Raw genomic sequence first — 24043 nt, forward strand, 5'->3', positions numbered from 1 at the left:
TGAGCGTAGGAAATCCCTGCGCGACGCCGCTCCTACGCCCAAGCGCCGACGCTAGCGGGCGGAGCGAGTCGCTCCGCCCACCGATGCCTCAGCCCGCGGCCAGCGTGTCCGCCGCGGCCACGATGTCGTCCTCGCCCGGAATCACCAGGAAGGCCGCGCCCGCGAGCGGGGTGTAGGTGTCCACGCCGACCACGCGCTGGAACGGGCGCGCGCCGTAGCCGCCTTCGGCGATCGCGGTGATCACGCCCTCGCCCACGCCGGCGCTGCGCCGGCCTTCGTCGACCACGATGATGCGCTTGGCGTTGCGCGCCTGCTCGGCGATGTAGGCGTCGTTGAGCGGCACCAGCCAGCGCAGATCGACCACGCGCGTCTTCCAGCCGTGCTTGGCCTCGATCGCGCGCGCCGCGCGCAGGCTCATCGGCACGCCGTTGCCGTAACTGAAGATCACCAGATCGTCGCCCTCCCCGTACACCCTGCCCTCGCCCAGCGTCATCGCTTCGTCGGGTTGCGGGTACGCGGTCAGCCAGGCGCCGTCGCCCGGCTCGTACAGATCCTTGGTCATGTACAGCGCGATCGGCTCCAGGAACACCGCCACGCGCCCGTCGACCTTGGCCAGCGCGGTCAGGGTGCGCAGCATGGTCGCGGCGTCGTCGCCGCGCGACGGACAGCCCACCACCAGGCCCGGAATGTCGCGCAGCGCGGTGATCGAATTGTCGTTGTGGAAGTGGCCGCCGAAGCCGCGCTGGTAGCCCAGGCCGGCGATGCGCACCACCATCGGATTGCGGTACTGGTTGTTGCTGAAGAACTGCAGCGACGCCGCCTCGCCGCGGATCTGGTCGCAGGCGTTGTGGAAGTACGCCAGGTACTGGATCTCGGGAATCGGCAGCAGGCCGACGTTGGCGAAGCCCTGGGCCATGCCCAGGATCATGGTTTCGTCGAGCAGCGTATTGAACACGCGGCGCGGGCCGAAGGCCTTCTGCAAGCCCTTGGTGACGGTGTAGACGCCACCCTTCTGGGCCACGTCCTCGCCGAACAACAGGGTCTCGGGGTACTTGGCGAAGAGGTCGTGCAGGGCGTTGTTGATCTGGATCGCCAGATGCCGCGGCGGCTGGTTCTCGGGCAGCTTGGCTTCGCCGCCGAACACTTCCAGGCGGCGCGGCGCGTAGTCGGCGCGCCGGGCTTCCTGCGCGACCGCGGCCGGCGTGTACGGCGCCAGTGGCGCGATCACTTCGGCGAGTTGGTCGAGCTTGGGCCGGCGGTCGGCTTCCTCGGCCGCGGCGAAGCAGCGCTTGCGCGTGGCCTCGTACAGTTCGAGCACTTCGTCGCGCGACATCAGGCCCGATTCCAGCGCGATCGCCGCCGAACGCAACAGCGGGTCGCTGGCCTCGACCGCGCACAGCTCCTCGACCGAACGCCATTCGATCTCGAAGTCGGTGCCGGCGTGGCCCATGATGCGGGTGGTGCGCAGGTGCAGGAAGGTCGGACGGCGGCTGCGGCGGCAGTGTTCGACGGCGCGCTGCACGTCGGCGTAGCCGCTGGCCAGGTCGAGGCCGTCGGCGGCGAAATAATCCAGGCCGTCCATGTTGCGGAAGCGGTTGCCGATCCAGCCGCCCGGGGTCTTCACCGAGATGCCGATGCCGTTGTCCTCGCACACGAACAGCACCGGCGCCGGCAGCTTCTGGTAGGCGGTCCAGGCCGCGGCGTTGAACGCGGTCTGGGCGGTGGCGTGGTTGGCCGAGGCGTCGCCGAAGGAGCAGATCGCGATGCTGTCGTCGGGGATCGGCAGCGCGTGGCCGAGGCGGCGACCGGTTTCGATCGCGACCGCCGTGCCCAGCGCCTTGGGCAGGTGCGAGGCGATGGTCGAAGTCTGCGGCAGCACCCACAAGGGCTTGCTGCCCCAGACCTTGTGACGGCCGCCGGAAGCCGGATCGTCCTTGCTGGCCGCGAACGACAGCGCCGAGTCCATCACCGGGTCCATGCCCGGCAGCTTGCGGAAGCGCTCGGCCATGAAGCCGCCGCTGCGGTAGTGCAGGAAGGCCGGATCGGTATGGCGGGTCAGCCGCGCGACCATCGCATTGCCTTCGTGGCCGCTGGAACCGATGGTGTAGAAGACCTTGTTCTGCACGCGCAGCACGCGCGCCATCAGGTCCAGATGGCGGCTGATCAGCTGCGATTCGAACAGCTCGCGAAAGCCCTGCGCGTCCAACGCGCTGCCGTCCAGCACCGCCTCGTGCGCGGCCGGGCGCGCGTCGGCGCGGCCGCTCCAGGCTTTGACGAACTCGACGAAGTTGAGGTCGCAGATCTCGGCCCGGTTGAGGCCCTTCATGCGGGCCGGAATCGGGCTGGGCACGGCGTTGAAGTGGGGGACGCTGCTGAAGATCGAAGACTGCGCTTGCGCTGACATCGTGAGGCTCCGCCGCCCCGGGGGCCGGCTAGTCGTAGGGGGATCGGGTCGTTTAGGCGTGGATCGGGTTCATGGGGTCTGCGCGATGAGCGCGGCGGCGATCGCGTCGGGCTCGGGCAAGGCGACGAAGCCCGGCGTCGCACGCACGCGCGCCAGCCAGGACCGCAGCGCCGGGTACGGCGTCAGGTCGACGCCGCCGTGGCCGGCGACATCGGTGTAGGCGAACAACGCGATATCGGCGATGCCGTAACGCCCGGCGCTGAACCAGTCGTGCTCGCGCAGGTGGGTTTCCATCACCTGCAGGGCGAGGTGCGAGCGCTCGCGCAGGCGCGGCAGCTCGGCGCGGCGTGGCGAGTCCAGCGGCGTCCAGCCGGCGATGAAACGCGCGACAGCCACGTAGGGCTCGTGGCTGTACTGCTCGAAGTTCATCCAGCTCAGGGTCTGCGCGCGTTGCCAACGATCGTCGGACAGGAACGGCGTGCCGTCGGCCAGGTAGTACAGGATCGCGTTCGATTCGCTGAGCGTGCGCCCGTCCTCGAGTTCGAGCACCGGCACCTTGCCGTTCGGATTCAGGGCCAGGAACTGCGGCGTGCGGGTCTGGCCGCGGCTGCTGTCGACCTCGACCCAGCGATACGGCCGGCCGAGCTGCTCCAGCAGCAGCTTGAGCTTGTGGCAATTGCCCGAGGGCGAGAAACCGTGGATCGCGATCATGCCGAGGCTCCCGCGCGGCGCGCGCGCCATTGCTCGCGGCTCTGGCCCCAGATCTCGATGTCCTTGTCGTCGAACGGCGCCGGCAGCCGGTCCTGGCGCAGGTAGCGCGAACCCAGCTTGGCCGCGACGCCCTTGGAGCCGAGGTTGCCGGTGTCGATGCTGTGGATCACTTCGGTCCAGCCCAGGTGCTCGAAGGCCCAGTCGATCGCCGCGGCCGCGCCCTCGCTCGCATAGCCCTTGCCGCCCTCGCTTTCGATGATGCCCCAGCCCACTTCCGGACCCGGCCAGCCCTCGGGCTGCCAGGGGCCGAGCCGGCCGATCCAGCGCCCGGAGGCTTTCTCGTACACCGAAAAGAAGCCATAGCCCAGCGCCGCCCAGGAGCCGATCACCGACATCAGTGCGCGCCAGGCCGGCGAGCGCGCCTGCGGCCCGCCGATGTAGCGCAGGTAGTCGCCGCCGCCGGACATGAAGGCCGCCCAATCCTCGAAGTCGTCCAGACGCGGCGGACGCAACAGCAGCCGCGGCGTTTCCAATTCGATGTCGGGGATGGTCATCACGGCCGCGTACTCCTCCTGCGCATTCGAATCCCGCTCCATGAGCCCCTCTACCGCTTGCGGGCTAAAGGAACGCGTTTGCGAGCCACCGACTCGCGCTGTCGCGAACGTCCGACCGCCATGCGGTCGGGCCGGGCCGCGGGTTGCGGAGAGGGCCGCGCGAGCGTCGCGGCATGCGTCGCTGTTGCAATGGCGCGCCCTCATCCGGCCCTTCGGGCCACCTACTCCCGCGATGCGGGAGTAGGGAAACTCGTTAGAACGCGTTGATGCCCGTCAGCTCGCGACCGACCACCAACTGGTGAATCGTCTCGGTGCCCTCGTAGGTGATCACCGACTCCAGGTTCAGCGCATGCCGGATCGCGGCGTGCTCGGTGGTGATGCCGGCGCCGCCGAGCAGGTCGCGGCACTCGCGCGCGATGTCGATCGCCATGCGGCAGTTGTTCCACTTCGCCAGCGAGACCTGGGTGGGCTGCATCTGGCCGGCGTCCTTAAGGCGGCCGAGCTGGACCACCAGCAGCTGCGCCAGGGTGATGCGGCGCGCCATCTCGGCCATCTTGATCTGCGCCGACTGGGTCGCCGCGACCGGACGGTCGAACAGGATGCGTTCCTTGCTGTAGTTCAGCGCTTCGTCCAGGCAGGCGATGGCCGCGCCGATCGGGCCCCAGGTGATGCCGTAGCGGGCCTGGGTCAGGCAGCCCAGCGGGCCCTTGAGGCCCTTCACGTTGGGCAGGCGATTGGCTTCGGGCACGCGCACGTTGTCGAAGAACAGCGACGAGGTCACCGACGCGCGCAGGCTCATCTTGTGCTTGATTTCCTGGGCCGCGAAGCCCGGCGTGCCCTTCTCGACCACGAAGCCCTGGATGCCGTCCTCGGTCTGCGCCCAGACGATCGCGATGTCGGCCAGGTTGCCGTTGGTGATCCACATCTTGGAGCCGTTGAGCACCCAGTCGCCGCCGTCCTTCTTGGCGTGGGTCTTCATGTTGGCCGGATCGGAGCCGCCGTGCGGTTCGGTCAGGCCGAAGCAGCCGATGATCTCGCCGCGGGCCATGCCCGGCAGCCAGCGCTGGCGCTGCTCTTCGCTGCCGTAGGCGTAGATCGGGTACATGCACAGCGAGGACTGCACGCTGACGAAGCTGCGGATGCCGCTGTCGCCGCGCTCGAGTTCCTGGCAGATCAGGCCGTAGCTGACCGCATTGAGGCCGGCGCAGCCGTACTGCTCGGGCAGCGAGGAGCCCAGCAGGCCGAGGTCGGCGATCTCGGACACCAGTTCCTTGGGGAAACGGCCCTGGTCGAAGGCGTCGCCGATGATCGGGATCACGCGCTCGTCGGTGAAACGGGCCACGGTGTCCTGGACGGCGCGCTCCTCTTCGGTGAGCAGGGAACGGACGTCGTACAGATCGTAGGGATGCAGGGCCATGGCGCGCTCAGGAGACCGTAGGAACGGAAAGACCGCCATTGTACTGGCCGCGCCCGGTCCGGGGTAAACCCGCGCTGCGCGCGCTCGAGGATGCATGTAAGCGTTATCAGGCCGATCGGCGCGGGCGCTGCGCCGATACGGCGCCCAAAAGAAACGGGGCCGGATGTCCGGCCCCGTTGCGTCGCGCCGATGGCCGCGGGCCGTGCCCGCGCGCGCGCTCAGCCGCGTTCGTTGCCCGCGCCGGCCGAGGCGGTCTGGGTCACGACCTTGCCGTCGATCACCGGCAGCTGCTGGCCCGGACGCTCGTCCATGCGCACGGTCTGCTCCTGGCCCTGGTAACGGTAGGTCACGTCGTAGCCGACCACCTTGTTCTCGTCGCCCAGGGCGATGCGGTTGCCCGGCTTGCTGCCGGTGCGCATGCTGCCGGTGGTGCCGTCCGGATTACGGTAGGTGACGTTGTAGGCGACCACGCGGGTGGACTGCGAGGTCTCCGAGACGGTGTGGCACTGGCGCTCGGTGCGGTTCACGACCTTGCCGCCGACGTGGTTGCGGTCGACGCGGTTGCCGATGTAGCCGCCCGCGGCGGCGCCGGCCACGGTCGCGGCCTTCTTGCCGTTACCGCCGCCGACCTGGTTGCCGATCAGGCCGCCGATCAGGGCGCCGGCGACCGTGCCGCCGACGTTGCCGTCGCGCTCGGGCAGGCGTTCCTGCACGACCACGTCCTCGCAGACTTCGCGCGGGGTCGAGGCGGTGCTGGTCTCGCGCACCGGGTCGGTGCCGATCACGGTCGCGTACAGCTTTTCCTTCTGGTTGATCGGCTTGACGTTGACCACGTCGGCGTAATCGACCTCCGGCTTGGCGGTGGTCGCGATCGCGCCGTTCGGCGCGATATCGCCTTCGGCGCCGACGGCGGCGGCGTCCGCGCTGGTCAGCGCGGTGGCCGGCGCGGGCGTGCCGTTGCCTCGGAAGCTTTGGAACGCGGCGACGGCGACGCCGCCTACGAGCAGCGAAGCCAGCGCTACAGCCAACATGTTCTTGTTCATCGTGAGCCTCCTGCGGTGAAGCGGTTTGGTGCGGGACGAGCCGCGGGTGTGGACGGCGCCATTGCACCACTCGAAACCTGAATGAGTACCTATTGAAATCCGCAAAACTGTCCCCTGCATGAACCCTTCGCGGCGACGTGTTAGCGTGTTTGCAACGCGCGTCACACCCCTGGTGAGTCCATGGCCAATCCCCTGCTCGCTCCCGTAATGGGCTTCCTCGGTCGCCTGAGTTATCCGCGGCTGTTCATGCTGACCGCGGTCCTGTTCGGGCTGGATCTGGTGATTCCGGACCTGGTGCCGTTCGCGGACGAATTGCTGCTGGGCCTGGGCACCTTGCTGCTGGCCAACTGGAAGAAGCGCAAGGACGCTCCGCTGGAGCCGCCCGCCCCGCCCTCGCGCTGAACCGTGACGGCGCTGGTCGACAGCCACAGCCATCTGGACGCGGCCGAGTTCGATCCCGACCGCGACCAGGTCGTGGCGCGCGCGCGCGCAGCCGGAGTGACCCGACAGGTGGTGCCCGCGGTCGACGCCGCCGGTTGGCCCAAGTTGCGTGAAGTCTGCGCGCAGGATCCCGGCCTGTATCCGGCCTACGGGCTGCATCCGATGTATCTGGCTTCGCACCGGCCCGAGCACCTGCGCGAACTGGGCGACTGGATCGAGCGCGAGCGCCCGCTCGCGGTCGGCGAATGCGGGCTGGATTACTTCGTCGAAGACCTGGATCCGGAAACGCAGGCGCTGTACTTCGACGGTCAATTGCGGCTGGCGCGCGACTTCGACCTGCCGGTGATCGTGCATGCGCGGCGCGCGGTCGACGCGGTGATCGCGGCGATCCGCCGTTGCGGGCCGTTGCGCGGCGTGGTGCACAGCTATTCGGGCAGCGAGGAGCAGGCGCGGCAGTTGTGGAAGGCCGGCTTCCTGCTCGGTCTGGGCGGGCCGGTCACCTACGAACGCGCGAACCGTCTGCGCGGGCTGGCCGCGACCATGCCGATCGAGCACCTGCTGCTGGAAACCGACGCGCCCGACCAGCCCGACGCGGGCATCCGCGGGCAACGCAACGAGCCGGCGCGCTTGGCGACGGTGCGCGACACCATCGCGGGCTTGCGCGGGATCGATGCCGACGAACTCGCGCGCGCGACCAGCGCGAATGCGGAGCGGCTGTTTCGCTTGCCCGCCGCAGGCGCCGCATAAGGCGATCGCGGCCACCCTGGGGTAGGAGCGGCGCAAGCCGCGACCGCGCCACCGCATAAGCCAACGCCATCGCGGTCACTCGACATCGTTGTGATTCGCGCGGCAAGCGCTATGTCGCGGTCGCGGCTTGCGCCGCTCCTACCCGAACAAGCGGCGCTAAGACGCCGGTTTGGGCTTGAGCAGGATTTCCAGCGCCCGCCCCACCGCCGCGAACGCGAACGCGCCGGTGATGTGGGTGGCCGCGCCCAGGCCGGCGCCGCAGTCGAGCTTGAGCGCGGCGTCCGCGTCCAGCTTGGGGCGCAGGCCGCAGACGGTGCCGTCGGCCTGCGGGTACTTGACGTTCTCCAGCGAGTAGATCGCCGAGACGCCGAAGTAGCGGTCCGGATTCTTCGGGAAGTGGAACTCGCCGCGCAGCTTCTTGCGGATCAGCGCCAGCATCGCGTCGTGCTCGGTGCGCGACAGGTCGCGCACCCGCACCAGGGTCGGGTCGGTGCGGCCGCCTGCGGAACCCACCGCGATCACCGGCAGTTTGCGGCGGCGGCACCAGGCGATCAGCTCGACCTTGCTGCGGAAACTGTCGCAGGCGTCCAGCACCAGGTCGTAGCCGCGGTCCAGCAGTTCGTCCAGATTGGACGGGGTCAGAAAGCTCTGCACCGCGTCCAGGCCGATCTCGGGATTGATCGCGCGGCAGCGCTCGGCCATCGCCTCGACCTTGGCCCGGCCGTAATGGCCGTCCAATGCAGGCAGCTGCCGATTGGTGTTCGAAAGGCACAAATCGTCCGCATCGATCAGGGTCAGATGGCCGACGCCGCTGCGCGCCAGGGCCTCCACCGCCCACGAACCCACGCCGCCCATGCCGACCACGGCGACGCGGCAGGTGGACAGACGGGCGACGGTGCCGATGCCGTAGAGCCGGTCGATGCCGGCGAAGCGCTCCCGCCATGCGGGCGCCAGGGTGTTTTCGCTCATGCGCGCATTGTACGGGCGCGCCGCGCCGGGCCCGCTGGCGGAACGCGCAACGCTGCGTGTTAAGGTTCGGCCATCTTGGATGGAGGCCAGGCAATGAACGATACCCAGCCCAACACCGTCGCCGCCCCGCGTAAGGGCAACGGCAGGAAGTACCTGTTCCTGTTCCTGATCGGCCTGGTCATGGGCGCGATCGGCACGGTGATGCTGATGCGCGCCTGGCAGGCGCGCCAGGATCCGTTCCCGGACAGCGTGATGCACGTGCAGGCCTGGCATCTCAAACAGCTCGACAGCCGGGTCCAGGAAAACCGCTGCGCGGCCACCGACACCCTGCCCCACGTCAAGGCGCTGCGCACTACCGCCGACGATCTGGAATGGGCCTTCCCCGATCTCAAGGACGACGCGCGTTTCGCCGGCCACGCGAGCAAGTTCCGCGCGACCTTGGACAGCGCGTTGGCGAGCCCGCCGCTCAACTGCGCCGGCGTGGGCACGATGAACAAGCAGATCCAAGAGGCCTGCGGCGCCTGTCATCAGGACTTCAAGGGCTGAGCGGCAGCGCCAGCCTCGCCCTGAGCTGAACGCGGCGTCGCGGCACAGGAACGGTTGATCGGCTGTTCACGCAGGGCCGCCTAGCTTGGTGGGCGCGTGGCGAGGTTCGCCACTCGCCCCTCCACCCGCAGGAGATCCGAATGAACACCCAGAATCTACGCCTGCTTGGCATCGCCGCGGCCGCCACCCTGGCCCTGGCCGGTTGCGCCACGGGACCGGGCTACTCCTCCGGCTACGGCAACCCGCAGCCCAGCTACGGCAATGCCCCGGCCAACTGCTACGACTGCGGTACCGTGACCCGGATCGAGCAGCTGGCCGGCGGCTCCTCCGCTCCCAGCAAGACCGGCGCCGTGCTCGGCGGCATCGTCGGCGCGGTCGCCGGCCATGAAATTTCCTCCCACACCGGCGGCAGCAAGGGCAACCAGAACGTCGCCGCGGTGGCCGGCGCGGTCGGCGGCGCGATCGCCGGCAACGCGATCCAGAACCGCGTCGACGGCGGCCGCTTCAACGTCTACGTGCGCATGGACGACGGCCGCACCACGGTGGTCACCCAGAACGATCTGGGCGGCATCCGCGAAGGCAGCTACGTACGCGTCTACAACGGCCGCGCCTGGACCCGCTGAATCCGGACGACCCGCGATGCACAGGCGGCCCGCTACGGCGGGCCGCTTTTTTTGTTCCCGGCTTGCGCAGGACCGGCGAACGCGGCTGCTGCACAGCAACATCGGTTGGCGAATTGCCACACTGCAACCGCAATCACAGTTGCGAACGGACATCGCGACGGCGACGCGCGCGTAGCCCGCGCGCGGAGGATTAGTGTCGGCAGGTCCGCCCCCGCGGGCCTCGCCTAGACCTAGACATGGAGACCAGTCGAATGAAGCTATTGCACCTCGTGTCCGGCACCGCCGTTCTGGCCGGCGCCGTCGCCGCGGCCACCGCCGCCGGCCCCGCTGCCCCGACCAATCCGCTGCGCGTGAGCATCCAGGCCTTCGACGGCGGCGCCCAGGCGCTCAGCGCCGACGCCGGCGCCCTGCAGGGCGCGGTCGAAATCGCGGTCACCAATACCAGCCGCCGCACCGTGCGCCTGCCCAAGTGGCAGCTGCCGACCGAAGTGCTGGATGCCAACCTGTTCGAAGTCAGCGTCGACGGCGTCAAGCTCGACTACCAGGGCCCGATGATCAAGCGCGGCGCGCCGCAGGCGGCCGACTTCGCGATCCTGCGCCCGGGCGAAACCTACCGCGTGGTGGTCGACCTGGCTTCGGCCTACGACCTGTCGCAGGCCGGCGACTACACCGTCACCTACAACGCCCCGCTGCAGTTCGCTTCCACCGACGACCGCAAGCTGCTCAATCAGGCCAACGGCCTGCCGATGAGCGCGCGCAGCGCGCCGCTGCGGCTGTGGCTGGACGGCGGCGCCAAGCTCGACGCCTCCCAGCGCGTGAGCGCGGCGGCCAAACCGGTCGGCCCGACCCAGGTGGTCAACGGCGTCAACTACGTCGGCTGCACCAGCTCGCGCATCACCACCGCCGGGCAGGCCGTGACCGCGGCGCGCAACTACTCCGAGAACGCCAAGGGCTATCTCAACGGCGGCACCGTCGGCGCGCGCTACACCACCTGGTTCGGCGCCTACACCTCCTCGCGCTACAGCACCGCGCGCCAGCACTTCGTCTCGATCGACGCGGCGATGGACCAGAACAGCGGCCAGATCACCATCAACTGCGGCTGCACCAGCAGCGCCTACGCCTATGTGTATCCGAACCAGCCGTACCAGATCTACGTGTGCAAGGCGTTCTGGAACGCGCCGCTGACCGGCACCGACTCCAAGGCCGGCACCCTGATCCACGAGATGAGCCACTTCAACGCGGTCGCCGGCACCGACGATCACGTCTACGGTCAGAGCGGCGCCAAGAATCTCGCGATCAGCAATCCGACCAACGCGCTGGATAATGCCGACAACCACGAGTACTTCGCCGAGAACACCCCGTTCCAGAACTAAGCGAGCGGGCGATACCGGAAAGCGGCCCGTCTCGGCGGGCCGCTTTCTTTATGTTTCGAAATCGCAAGTTTTAGTAACTTTATCGGGCTTGTCGGGCGCGCCCGCCGATACGCGCCGAGAATAAATCTCGGAAAAAGAAAAACCCGGCTCGCGCCGGGTTTTTCAGGTCCTGAGCGCCCCCTTGCGGCGACGCTTCGATCAGGGGTGTTGCCTTACAGCGGCTCGACGGCGTCGGCCTGCAGACCCTTCTGGCCCTGCACGACGGTGAAGGAGACCTTCTGGCCTTCCTTCAGGCTCTTGAAGCCCTGGGACTGGATCGCGCGGAAGTGCACGAACACGTCCTCGCCGTTCTCGCGGCTGATGAAGCCGAAGCCCTTGGCATCGTTGAACCACTTGACGGTACCGAATTCACGGTTCGACATTTTTACCTGCTCCTTGAAACGTTGGTTGTTTAACGCAGCTCGCGCTGCGTGCTGGTTGCAAGGAGGAAGCGAGGTGCAACGATGTAGCGGATCGAGGATCAACCGCATCGGGCCACGATTCACGGTGACCCTTGGCAAACACAGCGCCCGCAACTTACCCCGCCATGGGGCAAAATGCAAACAGCCCGGACAGCCTGTCCGGACGGGGGTTCTGGATGGATTTCACTACTGTTTATTACGTGCTGGCCGGGCTGCTGATCCTGGTCGGAATCGCCGGTACCGTGCTGCCGGCGCTGCCCGGATTGCCGCTGGTTTTCGCCGGCATGCTGCTGGCCGCCTGGGCCGGCAATTTCGAGCAAGTCGGCTGGCTGATGCTGACCGTGCTGGGGCTGCTGACTCTGGTCTCGCTGGGGGTGGACTTCCTGGCCACGGCGATGGGCGCCAAGCGCGTCGGCGCCAGCAAGCTGGCCCTGATCGGGGCCATGGTCGGCACCTTCGCCGGTCTGTTCTTCGGCCCCGTTGGCTTGTTCGCCGGCCCCTTCGTCGGCGCCCTGGCCGGCGAGCTGATCCACAGCCGCCAGTTCGGCCAGGCGACCAAGGTCGGGGTCGGCACCTGGGTCGGCATCCTGGTCGGCACGGTGCTGAAACTCGGGCTGGCGTTCGCGATGGTGGCGCTGTTCGTCGCGGCCTGGATTTTCTAGGCCGACATTCTGCTGAGAGTTTCACTTGGCTCGCGCCGGCATTACTAAAAGCGCAGCTGAAGCCGAGCCGGCATCGCGCTGGAAACCGAGGGCAGCGGAGGACACACTGCCCGGGTAATCGCAACGAACATGGACGCCAGAATGAAATCAACTGCGAACCGCCGCCGCGCCCGCGCTCAGATACATCCGTTGTGCTGGGCCCTGGCGGCCGCGGTGCCCTTGGGCGCGCCGGCGCAGACCGCACCGGCCCCGGCCACGCCCGAGGCCTGCACCGCGATCTCCGGCGACGCCGACCGTCTGGCCTGCTACGACAAGGCACTGAACCGGCAGGCCCCGGACACCCGCGCCGCCGACGTGGCGGCCAAGGAAGCCAAGGCGATCCAGCGCAATCTGGAGCTGGCCGATCAGATCGAGGGCAAGGCGGCGCCTGCCGAGGCCGAGACCCTGCGCCGCCGCAACGATCTGTACGCCAACGAGGCGCCGCTGGACAGCGCGATCGCCAACGCCGGCAAGGGCGGCCTGCTCGACAGCCGCTGGGAACTGGCCAAGGATTCCAAGCTGGGCGTGTTCAACTTCCGCGCCTACAAGCCGGTCTATCTGTTGCCGGCGTTCTGGACCAGCGACATCAACGAGCAGCCCTACTCGCCCAACCCGCGCAACCAGGTTCAGACCCCGCAGACGCTGGACGCCGTCGAGGCCAAGTTCCAGCTCAGCTTCAAGACCAAGGCGGTGGAGAACCTGTTCGGCGACAACGGCGACATCTGGATGGGCTACACCCAGAGCTCGCGCTGGCAGGTCTACAACGCGGAGGACTCGCGGCCATTCCGCGAGACCAACTACGAGCCGGAAGTGCTGCTGGTGTTCCGCAACAACTACCGCATCGGCGGCTGGCACGGGCGCATGGCCGCGATCGGCCTCAATCACCAGTCCAATGGCCGCGCCGATCCGCTCTCGCGCAGCTGGAACCGGGTGATCGCCAACGTCGGCCTGGACCGCGAGGACTGGGCGGTGACGCTGCGGCCGTGGTGGCGCATCTCCGACGGCAACGACGACGACAACCCGGACATCGAGGACTACATCGGCCGCGGCGACATGACGATCGTCCACCGCCGCGGCGGCCACGAGTTCAGCCTGATGGCGCGGCATTCGCTGCGCGGTGGCGACCGCTCGCACGGCGCGGTGCAGTTCGACTGGGCGTTTCCGATCCACAACTCGCTGCGCGGCCGCCTGCAGATCTTCGACGGCTACGGCGAGAGCCTGATCGATTACAACCACCGCGCGACCTACATCGGCCTGGGCGTATCGCTGCTGGAATGGTACTGAGCGCACGAAACGCGCAAGTCGCGCGCGTCGCATTCGCAAACCGCGCGACGGTGCTGGGGTAGGCTCGACCTACCCCACGCACGCGCGAGATTCCCCATGAAAATGCGCCGCATCCTGTCGCTGGACGGCGGCGGCATCCGCGGGCTGGTCAGCTGCCTGTGGCTGGCCGGCGTCGAGCAGGCGCTGGCCCAGGCCGGCAAGCCCGGATTGCCGCAGGCTTTCGACCTGCTCGCGGGCAGTTCCACCGGCGCCATCGTCGCCTCGGGCCTGGCGATCGGCCTGGCCCCGATCAAGATGGCCGACCTCTACCGCGATCACCGCCACGCCATCTTCCCCGGCATCGCCGAGCGCCTGTGGACGCGTGCCGGCGGCCTGCTCTCGGCCGGCGTGTCGGCGCCCAAGTACGACGCCCGGGGCCTGGAGCAGGTGCTGAAACAGGTGTTCGGCGACGCCAGGCTGGGCGACGCCCGGGTGCCGCTGCTGATCACCGCCTACGACACGGTGTCGCGCACGCCGGTGATGTTCAAGAGCTTCAACGCCAAGCACCGCGATCTGCCGCTGTGGGAGGTCTGCCGCGCCTCGTCGGCGGCGCCGACCTATTTCCCCGCCCACGCGATGAAGATCGAAGGCCGCGACTGCGCCCTGATCGACGGCGGCGTGGTCGCCAACAACCCCACCGCCTGCGCGATCGCCGAGGCCCTGCGCAAGGACGCCCAGGTCGACAACAGCCGCGACCTGGTGGTGCTGTCGGTCGGCACCGGCGAGCGCACGCGCAGCATCTCGCTGGCCTCGGCGCGCGAATGGGGCGCGCTGGAATGGGCGGTGCCGATCATCGATGTGCTGTTCGACGGCAACACCGACTCGGTCGACTACATCGCCCGCCAGCTGGTCGGCGACGGCTACTTCCGCATGCAGGAGCACTTGCACATCGGCCTGGACGATCTGGACGACACCAGCTCGACCAACCTGATCGCGCTGGAGTTCATGGCCAAGGAGTACCTGGCCAAGGCGGACACCCAGAAGATGCTGGCGGAGCTGGCCCGGCAACTGTAGGCCCGCAGCTGCGGCCGGTCGCGTCGGCGTGGCGGGCAAGGCCGTGCCGACCGACGCGCGCAGGCGTTAGGCTAGGCGCGCCGCCGCCTTGCGGTGTACCCCGCTCGCAGACATGACGTCGACCGCCACCCGCCCCCGCCGCTCGTTCTTCGCCTACGCCTCGGCCCTGCTGGGCCTGCTCAGCCTGATGGCGGTGTGGTGCTTCCACTTTCCCGAGCTGTTGACCAGCAAGGAATTCCGCGCGGTCTACAACGAGACCTTCGCCCGCCACCTGCTGCTGGTGGGCCTGGTGGCGGCGTTCGTGCTGGGCACCCTGGCGATCCTGCGCGACCGCAACCGGCGCGTGGCCATGCTCGGCGTCGGCGGCGCGACCCTGGCGGTGCTGCTGGGCGGCAGCAACGTGCAGTTCGACGCGATCGGCCAGACCCCGTACTCCCTGGGGCTGGACTGGTTCGTGATTTCGCTGTTCTTCTCGGCGCTGGTGTTCGTGCCGTTGGAACACTATCTGGGCCGACGCCGGATCTCGCCGCTGCGGCCCGGCTGGCGCACCGACGTGGCCTATTTCTTCATGAGCCACGTGCTGGTGCAGTTCATCCTGATCCTGGTCACGGCCTCGACCTCGACCATCGCCGGGCTGGCGGCGTTCCCGGGGCTGAAAGCCGCGATCCAGTCGCTGCCGGTGTGGGCGCAGTTCCTGATCGCGGTGTTCATCGCCGACCTGGCCCAGGCCCTGCTGCACCGCGCGTACCACAACCTGCCCTGGCTCTGGCGCTTCCATGCCGTGCACCACTCCAGCCGCGAAATGGACTGGCTGGCCGGCTCGCGCATCCATTTCGTCGAGATCGTGCTGACCCGCAGCGCGGTGCTGCTGCCGCTGCTGATCCTGGGCTTTTCCACCCCGGCGGTGAACGCCTACGTGATCCTGGTGGGGCTGCAGGCGGTGCTCGCGCACGCCAACCTCGGCATCCGCTTCGGCTGGCTGGAGTACCTGCTGGTGCTGCCGCGCTATCACCACTGGCACCACGCGCGCCAGTACGACTACATCGACGTGAACTACGCCATCCACCTGCCGCTGGTGGACATGCTGATGGGCACCTTCAAGCTGCCGCGCGATCGCGACGCCTGGCCGCAGGAGTACGGGGTGATGAAGCTGGAGAGCGTGCCGCGCGGCATCGTCGAGCAGCACCTGATGCCGTTCCGCAAGGGCAAGCATTACGACGACCACGTGGCCTGACGGCGCATGCGCCGGCAGCGGCCGGTTTCGTCGATGCCGAAGTGGCGCGGTCGCGGCCGACGCCGCTCCTACCCGCGCCCATAAAGCGCAACGCCCGGCGCAGGGCCGGGCGTTGCGAAGACCACGGTTACGACGCTCAGGCCGGTTCGACCACGACCGGAATCTTGCCGATCCGCGCCTGCCATTCCTTGGGGCCGGTCTTGTGCACCGACTCGCCGGCGCTGTCGACCGCCACGGTGACCGGCATGTCCTGCACGGTGAACTCGTAGATCGCCTCCATGCCCAGGTCGGCGAAACCGACAACGCGCGAGGCCTTGATCGCCTTCGACACCAGATAGGCCGCGCCGCCGACCGCCATCAGATAGACCGAGCGGTGCTTCTTGATCGCCTCGATCGCGACCGGGCCGCGCTCGGCCTTGCCGACCATGCCCAGCAGGCCGGTCTGCGCCAGCACCTGCTCGGTGAACTTGTCCATGCGTGTGGCCGTAGTCGGACCGGCCGGGCCCACGACTTCGTCGCGCACCGGATCGACCGGGCCGACGTAGTAGATGAAGCGGCCCTTGAAATCGACCGGCAAGGGCTCGCCCTTGTTGAGCATGTCGACCATGCGCTTGTGCGCGGCGTCGCGGCCGGTCAGCAGCTTGCCGTTGAGCAGCAGCACCTCGCCCGGCTTCCAGCTGGCGACTTCGTCCGGCGTGACCGTGTCCAGATCGACGCGACGGCCCTTGGAGGCGTCGTAGGTGAGCTGCGGCCAGTCTTCCAGCGAGGGCGGATCCAGCATCACCGGGCCGCTGCCGTCGAGGGTGAAATGGGCGTGGCGGGTGGCCGCGCAGTTCGGGATCATCGCCACCGGCAGGTTGGCCGCGTGGGTCGGGTAATCCTTGACCTTGATGTCCAGCACCGTGGTCAGACCGCCCAGGCCCTGCGCGCCGATGCCCAGCGCGTTGACCTTTTCGTACAGCTCCAGGCGCAGCTCTTCGGCACGGTTGCTGGCGCCGCGCGCCTGCAGCTCGGTGATGTCGATCGGCTCCATCAGCGATTCCTTGGCCAGCAGCATCGCCTTCTCGGCGGTGCCGCCGATGCCGATGCCGAGCATGCCCGGCGGGCACCAGCCCGCGCCCATGGTCGGCACGGTCTTGAGCACCCAGTCGACGATGGAATCGGAGGGGTTGAGCATCGCGAACTTGGACTTGGCTTCCGAACCGCCGCCCTTGGCCGCCACGATCACGTCGACCGTATTGCCCGGCACGACCTTCACGTTGACGACGGCCGGCGTGTTGTCCTTGGTGTTGCTGCGCTTGCCGGCCGGATCGGCCAGCACGCTCGCGCGCAGCTTGTTGTCGGGGTGGTTGTAGGCGCGGCGCACGCCCTCGTTGACCATGTCCTCCACGCCCATGGTCGCGCCGTCCCAGCGCACATCCATGCCGATCTCTAGGAACACGGTGACGATGCCGGTGTCCTGGCAGATCGGGCGATGGCCTTCCGCGCACATGCGCGAATTGATCAGGATCTGGGCGATCGCGTCCTTGGCGGCGACGCTCTCTTCGCGCTCGTAAGCCGCGGCGAGGTTCTTGATGTAGTCGACCGGGTGGTAATAGCTGATGTACTGCAGGCCATCGGCGATGGACTGGATCAGGTCGTCCTGACGGATGACGACCGGGCCGCTGAAGGCGGCGGGGGACGGGCTGGCGGTCACGGCGGGCTTAGGGCTGGCGGTGGGGACGGCTATTCTACTCGCCCGGCCTGTCGCGCCGTCTGCCATGGCCCGACCGCGGCCACGGCGCCCGGTTTCGCCGACGCTACGCCCAGGCTCGACCGCCCCGGCCGCCTGTCCGGGCCGCTCCCGCGCCGCCCCCCTCCCGCCGCGCCATCCTGGAGCCGCTATGCCCATCATTAGTCATAACCCACCGGAGCTGTTCCCGCCCTACCGCGGCTACAGCCATGCCACCGAAATCCGTGGCGACTCGCGCCTGCTGGTGATCAGCGGGCTCAACGGCTACCTCGCCGACGGCAGCACCCTGCCGGCGTCCTTCGAGGAACAGGGCGATCTGATCTGGCGCTACATGGGCCTGCTGCTGCGCTCGGCCGGCATGGACTACCGCCACCTGGTCTCGCTGCGCACCTATCTGGCCGATCCCGCCGACGACGAAGCCAACGTGCAGCTGCGCCTGAAGTACCTGGGCGGGCATCGCCCCTCCTCGACCGTGGTCTGTTGCCATCTGCTGGATCCGCGCTGGAAACTCGAAGTCGAAGCCATGGCCGCGACCTGAGCCGGCACGGCCACGCGCGATCGCCTCCGCGGCCGTGACCTTGTCCACGGGGCGGGCGCGCGTCCTTCGCCCAGACTCGACGCAAGCCCGAACGCAGGTATCCGCTTGGCCAGCACCGCGGCCGCCGCACCCAAGTACCTGTCGGCGCTGTGGCGTGCCGGCCTGTTGGCCCTGGCGTTGGTCTGCCGGCCAGCCTGATCGCGGCCGAACCGGAAACGGAGGCAATGGACGCTGATGCTGGCGGCCTGGGGCCTGGGGCCTGTGGCCGCTGCGGCTGTGGGCCTGAGCGAAGTCGGGCCCGGCGCCGGCTTACTTCACCAGCGCTTCCGAATTCGGAACGATCAGCACGCCGGAGAAGCCCAGGCCCGCGGCCTGCACCGTCGAAGGCGCCAGCGCACGGATCAGCGTGTGGGTCTCGTCGCGACGCACGAACTCGTACTTCACCGCGGCATGGAAGCGCGGCGCCAGCGCTTCCACCTCGACCTTCCTCTTGGCGAACTCGCCGGCCCGCCCTTCCAGATCGAGCTGCAGCACCTTCAAGGTCTCGATGTAGGAGTCGCGCAGCTGGGCTTCCAGTGCCGCGCGCTCCGCTTCCGGCAGGCCGGCCACGACTGCCGCCGAGGCGACACGCGCCGGCAGCACCCGCGAATAGCGTCCGCGCCAGCCGTCCAGGTCGACATCGACGATGGTCCAGAAGATCAGGCGCTCCTGCTTGTCGCGGGTGAGGTAGAGGCTGGGCCGCAGCTTGGCCTCGCGACTGGCCGACGCGCTCGCCGGCATCGCCGTCAATGCGGCCCGCAGCAGCGCATCCGGCGCGAAACCGAACTTGCCGCGCAGGGCCTCGGCCTCGCGCGCGGTGTTCTTCTGGATCGCCAGGGCGTTGGCGCCCGCGCCGAACGGGCCGAGCAGCAAGCCGCCGGCCACGCCCATGCCGCCGAAGTCCTGGCGGTAGACGACGCTGCGCGCCTCATCGAGATAGGCGACGCCGGAAACCTCCGGCGGCAGCACAGCGCGCTCGCCTTCGACCAGTCGCACCTCGCCCGCTGCCGAAGCCGCGGGCGGCAGCGCGTACTGGAGCTTGCGCGCGCCCGCGGGCGCGCTGACGAAGCCGATCGCGAGGATCAGCGCAGACGCAAGAATTCTCATGGTTCCCCTGATGGTGACGCAGTCGCGACGCCGGCGCGCGGTACGGGATTGCGCCGATCCGCCGCGTCGAAACGCAGCGGGATTGTTCGGCGCGGCTCGGGCGCCGTCAAGAAAAACCCGGCGCCGTGCGCCGTGGCGGTGGTACTGCTGACAAAAGCTGGCGGTCGCCCGGCCTAGCCTGTGCTCACTCCCGCCGCCGACCAGGAACCGCCGCATGTCCGTCCCCACCACCGTCCTGCTGCACGGCGCCGGCGTCGGCGCCTGGGTCTGGGACCTCGTGATCGAACGCATGGCGGTACCGGCGATCGCGCTGGACATTCCATGCCGCCACCCCGACGCGACGCCGGAGCGTTGCGCGCGCGCCCTGATCGCGGAACTGGACCGTCGCGGTCTCGATGAGGTCGCGATCGTCGCGCACTCGCTGGCCGGCGTGCTGATGCCGGACCTGGCCGCCGGCCTGGGCCCGCGACTGCGTCATGGCGTGTATCTGGCGGCGGCGTTGCCGCCGCCGGGCGGTGCCTACGTCGACGCGCTGGGCGCGGTCGAACGCGCCCTGCTGCGCCTGCTGTTCCGCTACAACCGCGACGGCCTCACACCGGGGCCGGCGATGATCCGCAAAGAACTGTGCAACGACCTCGACGAAGCCAGCGCGGCCGAGGTGGTCGCGCGCTACGAAGCGGAGTTCCCCGGCCTCTACCTAACGCCCACGTGTGTGCAGCCGGTGCCTGCGCCTTCGACCTATCTGCGCCTGCTGCGCGACCGCAGTCTGGTGCCGGCGCGCCAGGACGCGATGATCGCGCGGCTGCCGCAGGCACGGGTGCGGGATCTGGATGCCGGCCATCTGGCCATGCTGTCGGCGCCGGCGCAGGTCGCGGAACTGTTGACCGGCATCGCACTGGACTGCGCCCTGGCGCGCGTGGCCGCCTGACGCAGACTCGCCCGCTCCCAGGGCCGCTGACGCGGCTATGCTGCGCGCACGCCCTACCCCATGCCCGCGATGACGCACAGCCTCGACCCCGCACTGCACGCGCCGATCGCGACGCCGTCGCTGGCCATGCGCTACCTGCGCGTGGACCACGCCGGCGAATTCGGCGCGATCCAGATCTACCGCGCCCAGATCCTGATCGGGCGCTGGCTGGGCCACGCGCACGTAGCCTTGCTCGAAGACTTCTTGGCGCATGAACGTCGCCACCTGGCCACGTTCGCCGAGGTGCTCGCCGCGCGCGGCGTCCGGCGCTGCCGAAGTTTCCTACTCTGCGGCGTCGGCGGCTATGCGCTGGGTCTGATCACCGCCTTGCTGGGCGAACGCGCGGTCATGGCCTGCACGCGCGCGGTCGAAACCGTGGTCAACCGCCATCTGCAGGAACAGCTCGTGCATCTGGCCGATACCGATCCGCAGGCGCATGCGGCCGTGGCCTCGATCGTGCGCGACGAACTCGGGCACCGTGACCTGGCCGCCGAGCGCGTCGGCGCGGACAGCGCGCTGACCCGCGCGGTCGAGGCCGTGGTCGCGATGTCGACCGAGTCGGTGATCTGGCTGGGCCTGCGGTGAGTACCGCAACCGGCACCGCCGTCCTCGCCGCTTTCACGACCCTCTAGCGCAGCCCAGGCACAATCCGGTCATGTCCTCGCCCGCCGACGCCGTCCCACCCGCCTCCGACCCGAGCGCACCTGGCCAGAACGCGTCCGGCCGCAACGCCGGCCGATCGACCGGCAAACCCAGCCTGCGCGAGCGCTTCGACGCGCTGCGCAATCTGCCGCCATTCCTGCGCCAGATCTGGCAGACCAGTCCCAGCCTGACCCTGATCACCTTGGGCCTGCGCCTGGTGCGCGCATTCCTGCCGGTCGCGACCCTGTACGTCGGCAAGCTCATCATCGACGAAGCGGTGCGCCTGGTCGCGGCCGGCGTCGAGTTCGAATCGGTGAGCGCGGCGCTCAACGGCGGCCAGCTCACCACCCTGCTCAGCCTGCTGGCGCTGGAGTTCGGCCTGGCGATCGGTTCCGACCTGCTCGGCCGCCTGATCAGCTACGGCGACTCGCTGCTGTCGGAGTTGTTCACCAACGCCACCAGCGTGCGCCTGATGGAGCACGCCGCGACCCTGGACCTGGAGGACTTCGAGGACCCCGACCTGCAGGACAAACTGGACCGCGCGCGCCGCCAGACCATGGGCCGCATGAACCTGATGAGCCAGTTGTTCGGCCAGGTCCAGGACACGATCACGGTGATCAGCTTCGCGATCGGCCTGCTGGTGTACGCGCCCTGGCTGATCCTGCTGCTGGCGGTGGCGCTGATCCCCGCCTTCGTCGGCGAGGCGCATTTCAACGCCCTAGGCTATTCGCTCAACTTCGCCTGGACGCCCGAACGCCGCCAGCTCGAGTACGTGCGCCAGATGGGCGCCAGCGTCGAGACCGCGAAGGAGGTGAAGATCTTCAACCTTCACCGCTATCTGATCGCCAAGTACCGCGAGCTGGCGGACAAGTTCTTCAAGGCCAACCGCTCGCTGGCGCGACGGCGCGCGTTCTGGGGCACCCTGCTGGCGGCGCTCGGCACGCTGGGCTACTACGTCGCCTATGCCTACATCGCCTGGCGCACGGTCAAGGGCGATTTCAGCATCGGCGACCTGACCTTTTTGGCCGGCAGTTTCCGGCGCCTGCGCCAGTTGCTGGAAGGCCTGCTGGTGGGGTTCTCGCAAGTGGCCGGCCAGGCCCTGTACCTGGACGACCTGTTCTCGTTCTTCGAGATCGAACCGGAGATCGTCTCGCCCGCCGATCCGCTGCCGGTGCCGCGCCCGATCGCGCGCGGCTTCGTGTTCGAGGACGTCGGCTTTCGCTATCCCGACGCCGAGCGCTGGGCGCTACGCGGGCTGAACTTCGAACTGCGCGCGGGCGAGGTGCTGGCCCTGGTCGGCGAGAACGGCGCCGGCAAGACCACGCTGGTCAAACTGCTGGCACGCCTGTACGACCCCGACGAAGGCCGCATCCTGCTCGACGGCCGCGACCTGCGCGAATACGACCTGGATGCGTTGCGCGCCAACATCGGCGTGATCTTCCAGGACTTCGTGCGCTACCACCTCACCGCCGGCGAGAACATCGGCGTCGGCCAGATCGACGCCATGCACGACGATGAACGCATCCGCAACGCGGCCCGGCGCGCCATGGCCGACCAGGTCATCGAATCGCTGCCGCAGGGCTACGACCAGCAGATCGGGCGCCGCTTCAAGACCGGCGTCGACCTCTCCGGCGGGCAGTGGCAGAAGATCGCGATCGCGCGCGCCTACATGCGCGACGCTCAGGTCATGATCCTGGACGAGCCGACCGCGGCCCTGGACGCGCGCTCGGAGTTCGAGGTATTCCAACGTTTCAAGGAACTGTCGGACGACCGCACCGCGGTGCTGATCTCGCACCGCTTCAGCAGCGTGCGCATGGCCGACCGTATCCTGGTGCTCGCCGAAGGCCGACTCGAGGCCAGCGGCACGCACACCGAGCTGCTCGCGCAAGGCGGGCGCTACGCCGAACTGTTCGAATTGCAGGCCGCCGGTTATCGCTAAGGAGATTCCCCGCATGGTTGTCCGTCACCGCAGCATTCCGCTCGCTCTCGCCCTCGCTTGCGCCCTGGTCGCCTGCGACAAGACTCCGGCCCAGGACGGCGCCGCGGCGTGGCCCGCGCCGGCTCGGCAAAGCGCTCAGCAGCTCGCCAGCGAAAGCGGACCGATCCAGGTCACCGAGATCGCCCGAGGCCTGGAACACCCCTGGAGCGTGGCGCTGCTGCCCGACGGCGGTTTCCTGGTCACCGAGCGCCCTGGGCGCCTGCGCCGGATCGGCGCGGACGGCGCGGTGTCGGCGCCGCTGGCCAACGTGCCGCAGGTGTGGGCCGAGGGCCAGGGCGGCCTGCTCGACGTGGTGCTGGCGCCGGACTTCGCCAGCAGCAAGCGCATCTACCTCAGCTACGCCGAGCCTGGCCCCGACGGCAGCGCCGGCACCGCGGTCGCGCTGGCGACGCTGGGCGACGCCGGCCTCAGCGACGTCAACGTGATCTACCGCCAGCAGCCCAAGCTGGTCGGTCCGAACCACTTCGGTTCGCGCATCGCCTTCGACGGCCACGGCCACGTCTTCATCACCCAGGGCGAGCGCCAGGAACGCATGGCCTCGCAGGATCTGAAGATGCTGCAGGGCAAGCTGGTGCGCGTGAACCTGGATGGCAGCGTACCCAGCGACAACCCCTACGTCGGCCGCAGCGACGCGCGCGCCGAGATCTGGAGCTACGGCCATCGCAACATGCAGTCGCTGGCGCTGGACCCGCGCAGCGGCAAGCTGTGGGAGGCCGAACACGGCCCGCGCGGCGGCGACGAGATCAACCTGCCCGAGCCGACCAAGAACTACGGCTGGCCCATCATCACCAACGGCATCGACTACAGCGGCCTGCCGATCTCCGAAGCCGAGGGCAAGAGCAAGCCCGGCATGGAATCGCCGTACCACGTCTGGGAAAAATCGCCGGGTCTGTCGGGCATGGCCTTTTACACCGGCCGACCGGACTCGCCCTGGAACGACAGCCTGTTCCTGGGCGCGCTCGCCGACGGCAACCTGATCCGCCTCAGCCTGGATGGCGACAAGATCGTCAAGGAAGAGCGCCTGCTCAAGGAACTCGACCTGCGCATCCGCGACGTGCGGGTGAGCGCGGACGGCAAGGTGTATGTGCTGACCGACGAGAAGGACGGCAAGCTGCTGCGCTTGGATCCGCCAGGGAAGACTGGCGGCTGAGCAGCTGCGTTGCGAGGCAACGCGGCGATGACCGTGTTGCCGCAGCGACTTGCGACTACGCGACGATGCGGTTCGCCTACGGCTCACCGCATCCTACTGTCGAGGCGATTGGTGGCGACGTTGCTGCGCCCTAAAGTCATTGGATCCCCGCGTTCGCGGGGATGATGGCAAAAAATATGCCGTTGCCGTTGCCGCGGCATTGAAATCCAAAAGCCCCGCACCCACCCGACCAACCGTAGACCCGAAGGGCGGCGCGCAGGACGCGCGCCGTTTTTCGAATGGACAGGGACGTCCATTCGAAAAATCCC

General features: G+C 68.7%; 23 protein-coding genes. 14 read left to right on the forward strand and 9 right to left on the reverse strand.

All coding sequences use genetic code 11. The features are described from left to right. Positions 1-88: 88 nt before the first annotated feature. From BMZ45_RS07150 to BMZ45_RS07170, 5 genes are all read right to left on the reverse strand, one after another. Positions 89-2404, reverse strand: a complete 2316-nt coding sequence (locus BMZ45_RS07150) for a thiamine pyrophosphate-dependent enzyme (RefSeq protein ID WP_091634417.1) — start codon at positions 2402-2404, stop codon at positions 89-91. Positions 2405-2473: 69 nt separating this feature from the next. Beyond that, complete coding sequence (locus tag BMZ45_RS07155; RefSeq protein ID WP_091636298.1) at positions 2474-3115, reverse strand: glutathione S-transferase family protein; 642 nt, start codon at positions 3113-3115, stop codon at positions 2474-2476. Next, the gene (locus BMZ45_RS07160; RefSeq protein WP_091636301.1) at positions 3112-3669 is read right to left on the reverse strand and encodes a GNAT family N-acetyltransferase; all 558 of its coding nucleotides are present in this window, start codon (positions 3667-3669) and stop codon (positions 3112-3114) included. The genes BMZ45_RS07155 and BMZ45_RS07160 overlap by 4 nt, the downstream gene beginning before the upstream one ends. 253 nt (positions 3670-3922) lie before the next feature. Then, a complete protein-coding gene (locus tag BMZ45_RS07165) occupies positions 3923-5086 on the reverse strand; it encodes an acyl-CoA dehydrogenase family protein (protein ID WP_091634420.1) in 1164 nt (387 codons plus the stop codon). Positions 5087-5304: 218 nt separating this feature from the next. After that, positions 5305-6129 (reverse strand): glycine zipper 2TM domain-containing protein, encoded by an 825-nt coding sequence (locus BMZ45_RS07170; protein WP_091634423.1) that lies wholly within the window; start codon positions 6127-6129, stop codon positions 5305-5307. 180 nt (positions 6130-6309) lie between these two features. On the opposite strand from BMZ45_RS07170, the gene BMZ45_RS07175 reads away from it, so the two are divergent. Both BMZ45_RS07175 and BMZ45_RS07180 read left to right on the forward strand, forming a co-directional pair. Further along, positions 6310-6531 (forward strand): DUF6116 family protein, encoded by a 222-nt coding sequence (locus BMZ45_RS07175; protein WP_091634424.1) that lies wholly within the window; start codon positions 6310-6312, stop codon positions 6529-6531. Positions 6532-6534: 3 nt separating this feature from the next. After that, on the forward strand, positions 6535-7317 hold the full coding sequence (locus BMZ45_RS07180) for a TatD family hydrolase (protein WP_091634427.1): 783 nt from the start codon (positions 6535-6537) through the stop codon (positions 7315-7317). Positions 7318-7473: 156 nt separating this feature from the next. On the opposite strand, the gene BMZ45_RS07185 is transcribed toward BMZ45_RS07180, so the two are convergent. Then, positions 7474-8271: a tRNA threonylcarbamoyladenosine dehydratase gene (locus BMZ45_RS07185; RefSeq protein WP_091636304.1), complete on the reverse strand. Its 798-nt coding sequence runs from the start codon at positions 8269-8271 to the stop codon at positions 7474-7476. Between the two features lie 108 nt (positions 8272-8379). Between BMZ45_RS07185 and BMZ45_RS07190 the strand changes: the two genes are divergently transcribed. From BMZ45_RS07190 to BMZ45_RS07200, 3 genes are all read left to right on the forward strand, one after another. Further along, a complete protein-coding gene (locus BMZ45_RS07190; protein ID WP_091634430.1) occupies positions 8380-8832 on the forward strand; it encodes a hypothetical protein in 453 nt (150 codons plus the stop codon). A 140-nt stretch (positions 8833-8972) separates the two neighbouring features. Then, positions 8973-9455 (forward strand): glycine zipper 2TM domain-containing protein, encoded by a 483-nt coding sequence (locus tag BMZ45_RS07195; protein WP_091634433.1) that lies wholly within the window; start codon positions 8973-8975, stop codon positions 9453-9455. 251 nt (positions 9456-9706) lie between these two features. Then, on the forward strand, positions 9707-10828 hold the full coding sequence (locus BMZ45_RS07200) for a M35 family metallo-endopeptidase (RefSeq protein ID WP_091634436.1): 1122 nt from the start codon (positions 9707-9709) through the stop codon (positions 10826-10828). 212 nt (positions 10829-11040) lie between these two features. On the opposite strand, the gene BMZ45_RS07205 is transcribed toward BMZ45_RS07200, so the two are convergent. Beyond that, complete coding sequence (locus BMZ45_RS07205) at positions 11041-11250, reverse strand: cold-shock protein (protein ID WP_055906256.1); 210 nt, start codon at positions 11248-11250, stop codon at positions 11041-11043. 215 nt (positions 11251-11465) lie between these two features. Here BMZ45_RS07205 and BMZ45_RS07210 point away from each other — a divergent pair, with 215 nt between their 5' ends. The 4 genes from BMZ45_RS07210 (at position 11466) to BMZ45_RS07225 (ending at position 15561) form a co-directional block, all read left to right on the forward strand. Continuing rightward, positions 11466-11951, forward strand: coding sequence for a DUF456 domain-containing protein (locus BMZ45_RS07210; RefSeq protein WP_091634439.1), 486 nt, complete (start codon positions 11466-11468; stop codon positions 11949-11951). Between the two features lie 141 nt (positions 11952-12092). Then, positions 12093-13274: a phospholipase A gene (locus BMZ45_RS07215; RefSeq protein WP_091634442.1), complete on the forward strand. Its 1182-nt coding sequence runs from the start codon at positions 12093-12095 to the stop codon at positions 13272-13274. A gap of 96 nt (positions 13275-13370) precedes the next feature. Next, the gene (locus tag BMZ45_RS07220) at positions 13371-14327 is read left to right on the forward strand and encodes a patatin-like phospholipase family protein (protein WP_091634444.1); all 957 of its coding nucleotides are present in this window, start codon (positions 13371-13373) and stop codon (positions 14325-14327) included. Between the two features lie 112 nt (positions 14328-14439). Then, positions 14440-15561, forward strand: a complete 1122-nt coding sequence (locus BMZ45_RS07225; protein WP_091634448.1) for a sterol desaturase family protein — start codon at positions 14440-14442, stop codon at positions 15559-15561. A gap of 136 nt (positions 15562-15697) precedes the next feature. Here the strand turns inward: BMZ45_RS07225 and BMZ45_RS07230 are convergent, their stop codons facing one another. Then, positions 15698-17257 (reverse strand): fumarate hydratase, encoded by a 1560-nt coding sequence (locus tag BMZ45_RS07230; protein ID WP_254776576.1) that lies wholly within the window; start codon positions 17255-17257, stop codon positions 15698-15700. A 187-nt stretch (positions 17258-17444) separates the two neighbouring features. Between BMZ45_RS07230 and BMZ45_RS07235 the strand changes: the two genes are divergently transcribed. Further along, a complete protein-coding gene (locus BMZ45_RS07235; protein ID WP_175488975.1) occupies positions 17445-17831 on the forward strand; it encodes a RidA family protein in 387 nt (128 codons plus the stop codon). 309 nt (positions 17832-18140) lie between these two features. Here the strand turns inward: BMZ45_RS07235 and BMZ45_RS07240 are convergent, their stop codons facing one another. Further along, positions 18141-18977 carry a hypothetical protein gene (locus BMZ45_RS07240; protein WP_091634454.1) on the reverse strand — a complete coding sequence of 279 codons (837 nt, stop codon included), beginning with the start codon at positions 18975-18977 and terminating at the stop codon, positions 18141-18143. Positions 18978-19191: 214 nt separating this feature from the next. Between BMZ45_RS07240 and BMZ45_RS07245 the strand changes: the two genes are divergently transcribed. The 4 genes from BMZ45_RS07245 to BMZ45_RS07260 all read left to right on the forward strand — a co-directional run bounded on the left by BMZ45_RS07245 (position 19192) and on the right by BMZ45_RS07260 (position 23735). Further along, on the forward strand, positions 19192-19905 hold the full coding sequence (locus BMZ45_RS07245; RefSeq protein ID WP_091634456.1) for an alpha/beta fold hydrolase: 714 nt from the start codon (positions 19192-19194) through the stop codon (positions 19903-19905). 69 nt (positions 19906-19974) lie between these two features. Then, the gene (locus BMZ45_RS07250) at positions 19975-20529 is read left to right on the forward strand and encodes a demethoxyubiquinone hydroxylase family protein (protein ID WP_091636309.1); all 555 of its coding nucleotides are present in this window, start codon (positions 19975-19977) and stop codon (positions 20527-20529) included. 70 nt (positions 20530-20599) lie between these two features. After that, positions 20600-22525 (forward strand): ABC transporter ATP-binding protein, encoded by a 1926-nt coding sequence (locus tag BMZ45_RS07255; RefSeq protein ID WP_091634459.1) that lies wholly within the window; start codon positions 20600-20602, stop codon positions 22523-22525. A gap of 13 nt (positions 22526-22538) precedes the next feature. After that, positions 22539-23735 carry a PQQ-dependent sugar dehydrogenase gene (locus BMZ45_RS07260; RefSeq protein WP_091634462.1) on the forward strand — a complete coding sequence of 399 codons (1197 nt, stop codon included), beginning with the start codon at positions 22539-22541 and terminating at the stop codon, positions 23733-23735. The last annotated feature ends 308 nt before the right edge of the window (positions 23736-24043 follow it).

Origin of the sequence: Lysobacter sp. cf310, from assembly GCF_900114355.1 — a bacterium.
GTDB lineage: Bacteria > Pseudomonadota > Gammaproteobacteria > Xanthomonadales > Xanthomonadaceae > Lysobacter.

What these genes read in the sequence shown, in the direction of transcription:
- BMZ45_RS07200 (WP_091634436.1), top strand. Translation starts at nt 9,707, where the DNA reads ATGAAGCTATTGCACCTCGTGTCCGGCACCGCCGTTCTGGCCGGCGCC.
- BMZ45_RS07195 (WP_091634433.1), top strand. Translation starts at nt 8,973, where the DNA reads ATGAACACCCAGAATCTACGCCTGCTTGGCATCGCCGCGGCCGCCACC.
- BMZ45_RS07220 (WP_091634444.1), top strand. Translation starts at nt 13,371, where the DNA reads ATGAAAATGCGCCGCATCCTGTCGCTGGACGGCGGCGGCATCCGCGGG.
- BMZ45_RS07225 (WP_091634448.1), top strand. Translation starts at nt 14,440, where the DNA reads ATGACGTCGACCGCCACCCGCCCCCGCCGCTCGTTCTTCGCCTACGCC.
- BMZ45_RS07250 (WP_091636309.1), top strand. Translation starts at nt 19,975, where the DNA reads ATGACGCACAGCCTCGACCCCGCACTGCACGCGCCGATCGCGACGCCG.
- BMZ45_RS07245 (WP_091634456.1), top strand. Translation starts at nt 19,192, where the DNA reads ATGTCCGTCCCCACCACCGTCCTGCTGCACGGCGCCGGCGTCGGCGCC.
- BMZ45_RS07165 (WP_091634420.1), bottom strand. Translation starts at nt 5,086, where the DNA reads ATGGCCCTGCATCCCTACGATCTGTACGACGTCCGTTCCCTGCTCACC.
- BMZ45_RS07215 (WP_091634442.1), top strand. Translation starts at nt 12,093, where the DNA reads ATGAAATCAACTGCGAACCGCCGCCGCGCCCGCGCTCAGATACATCCG.
- BMZ45_RS07205 (WP_055906256.1), bottom strand. Translation starts at nt 11,250, where the DNA reads ATGTCGAACCGTGAATTCGGTACCGTCAAGTGGTTCAACGATGCCAAG.
- BMZ45_RS07160 (WP_091636301.1), bottom strand. Translation starts at nt 3,669, where the DNA reads ATGACCATCCCCGACATCGAATTGGAAACGCCGCGGCTGCTGTTGCGT.
- BMZ45_RS07150 (WP_091634417.1), bottom strand. Translation starts at nt 2,404, where the DNA reads ATGTCAGCGCAAGCGCAGTCTTCGATCTTCAGCAGCGTCCCCCACTTC.
- BMZ45_RS07240 (WP_091634454.1), bottom strand. Translation starts at nt 18,977, where the DNA reads ATGAGAATTCTTGCGTCTGCGCTGATCCTCGCGATCGGCTTCGTCAGC.
- BMZ45_RS07255 (WP_091634459.1), top strand. Translation starts at nt 20,600, where the DNA reads ATGTCCTCGCCCGCCGACGCCGTCCCACCCGCCTCCGACCCGAGCGCA.
- BMZ45_RS07260 (WP_091634462.1), top strand. Translation starts at nt 22,539, where the DNA reads ATGGTTGTCCGTCACCGCAGCATTCCGCTCGCTCTCGCCCTCGCTTGC.
- BMZ45_RS07190 (WP_091634430.1), top strand. Translation starts at nt 8,380, where the DNA reads ATGAACGATACCCAGCCCAACACCGTCGCCGCCCCGCGTAAGGGCAAC.
- BMZ45_RS07210 (WP_091634439.1), top strand. Translation starts at nt 11,466, where the DNA reads ATGGATTTCACTACTGTTTATTACGTGCTGGCCGGGCTGCTGATCCTG.
- BMZ45_RS07175 (WP_091634424.1), top strand. Translation starts at nt 6,310, where the DNA reads ATGGCCAATCCCCTGCTCGCTCCCGTAATGGGCTTCCTCGGTCGCCTG.
- BMZ45_RS07235 (WP_175488975.1), top strand. Translation starts at nt 17,445, where the DNA reads ATGCCCATCATTAGTCATAACCCACCGGAGCTGTTCCCGCCCTACCGC.
- BMZ45_RS07170 (WP_091634423.1), bottom strand. Translation starts at nt 6,129, where the DNA reads ATGAACAAGAACATGTTGGCTGTAGCGCTGGCTTCGCTGCTCGTAGGC.
- BMZ45_RS07155 (WP_091636298.1), bottom strand. Translation starts at nt 3,115, where the DNA reads ATGATCGCGATCCACGGTTTCTCGCCCTCGGGCAATTGCCACAAGCTC.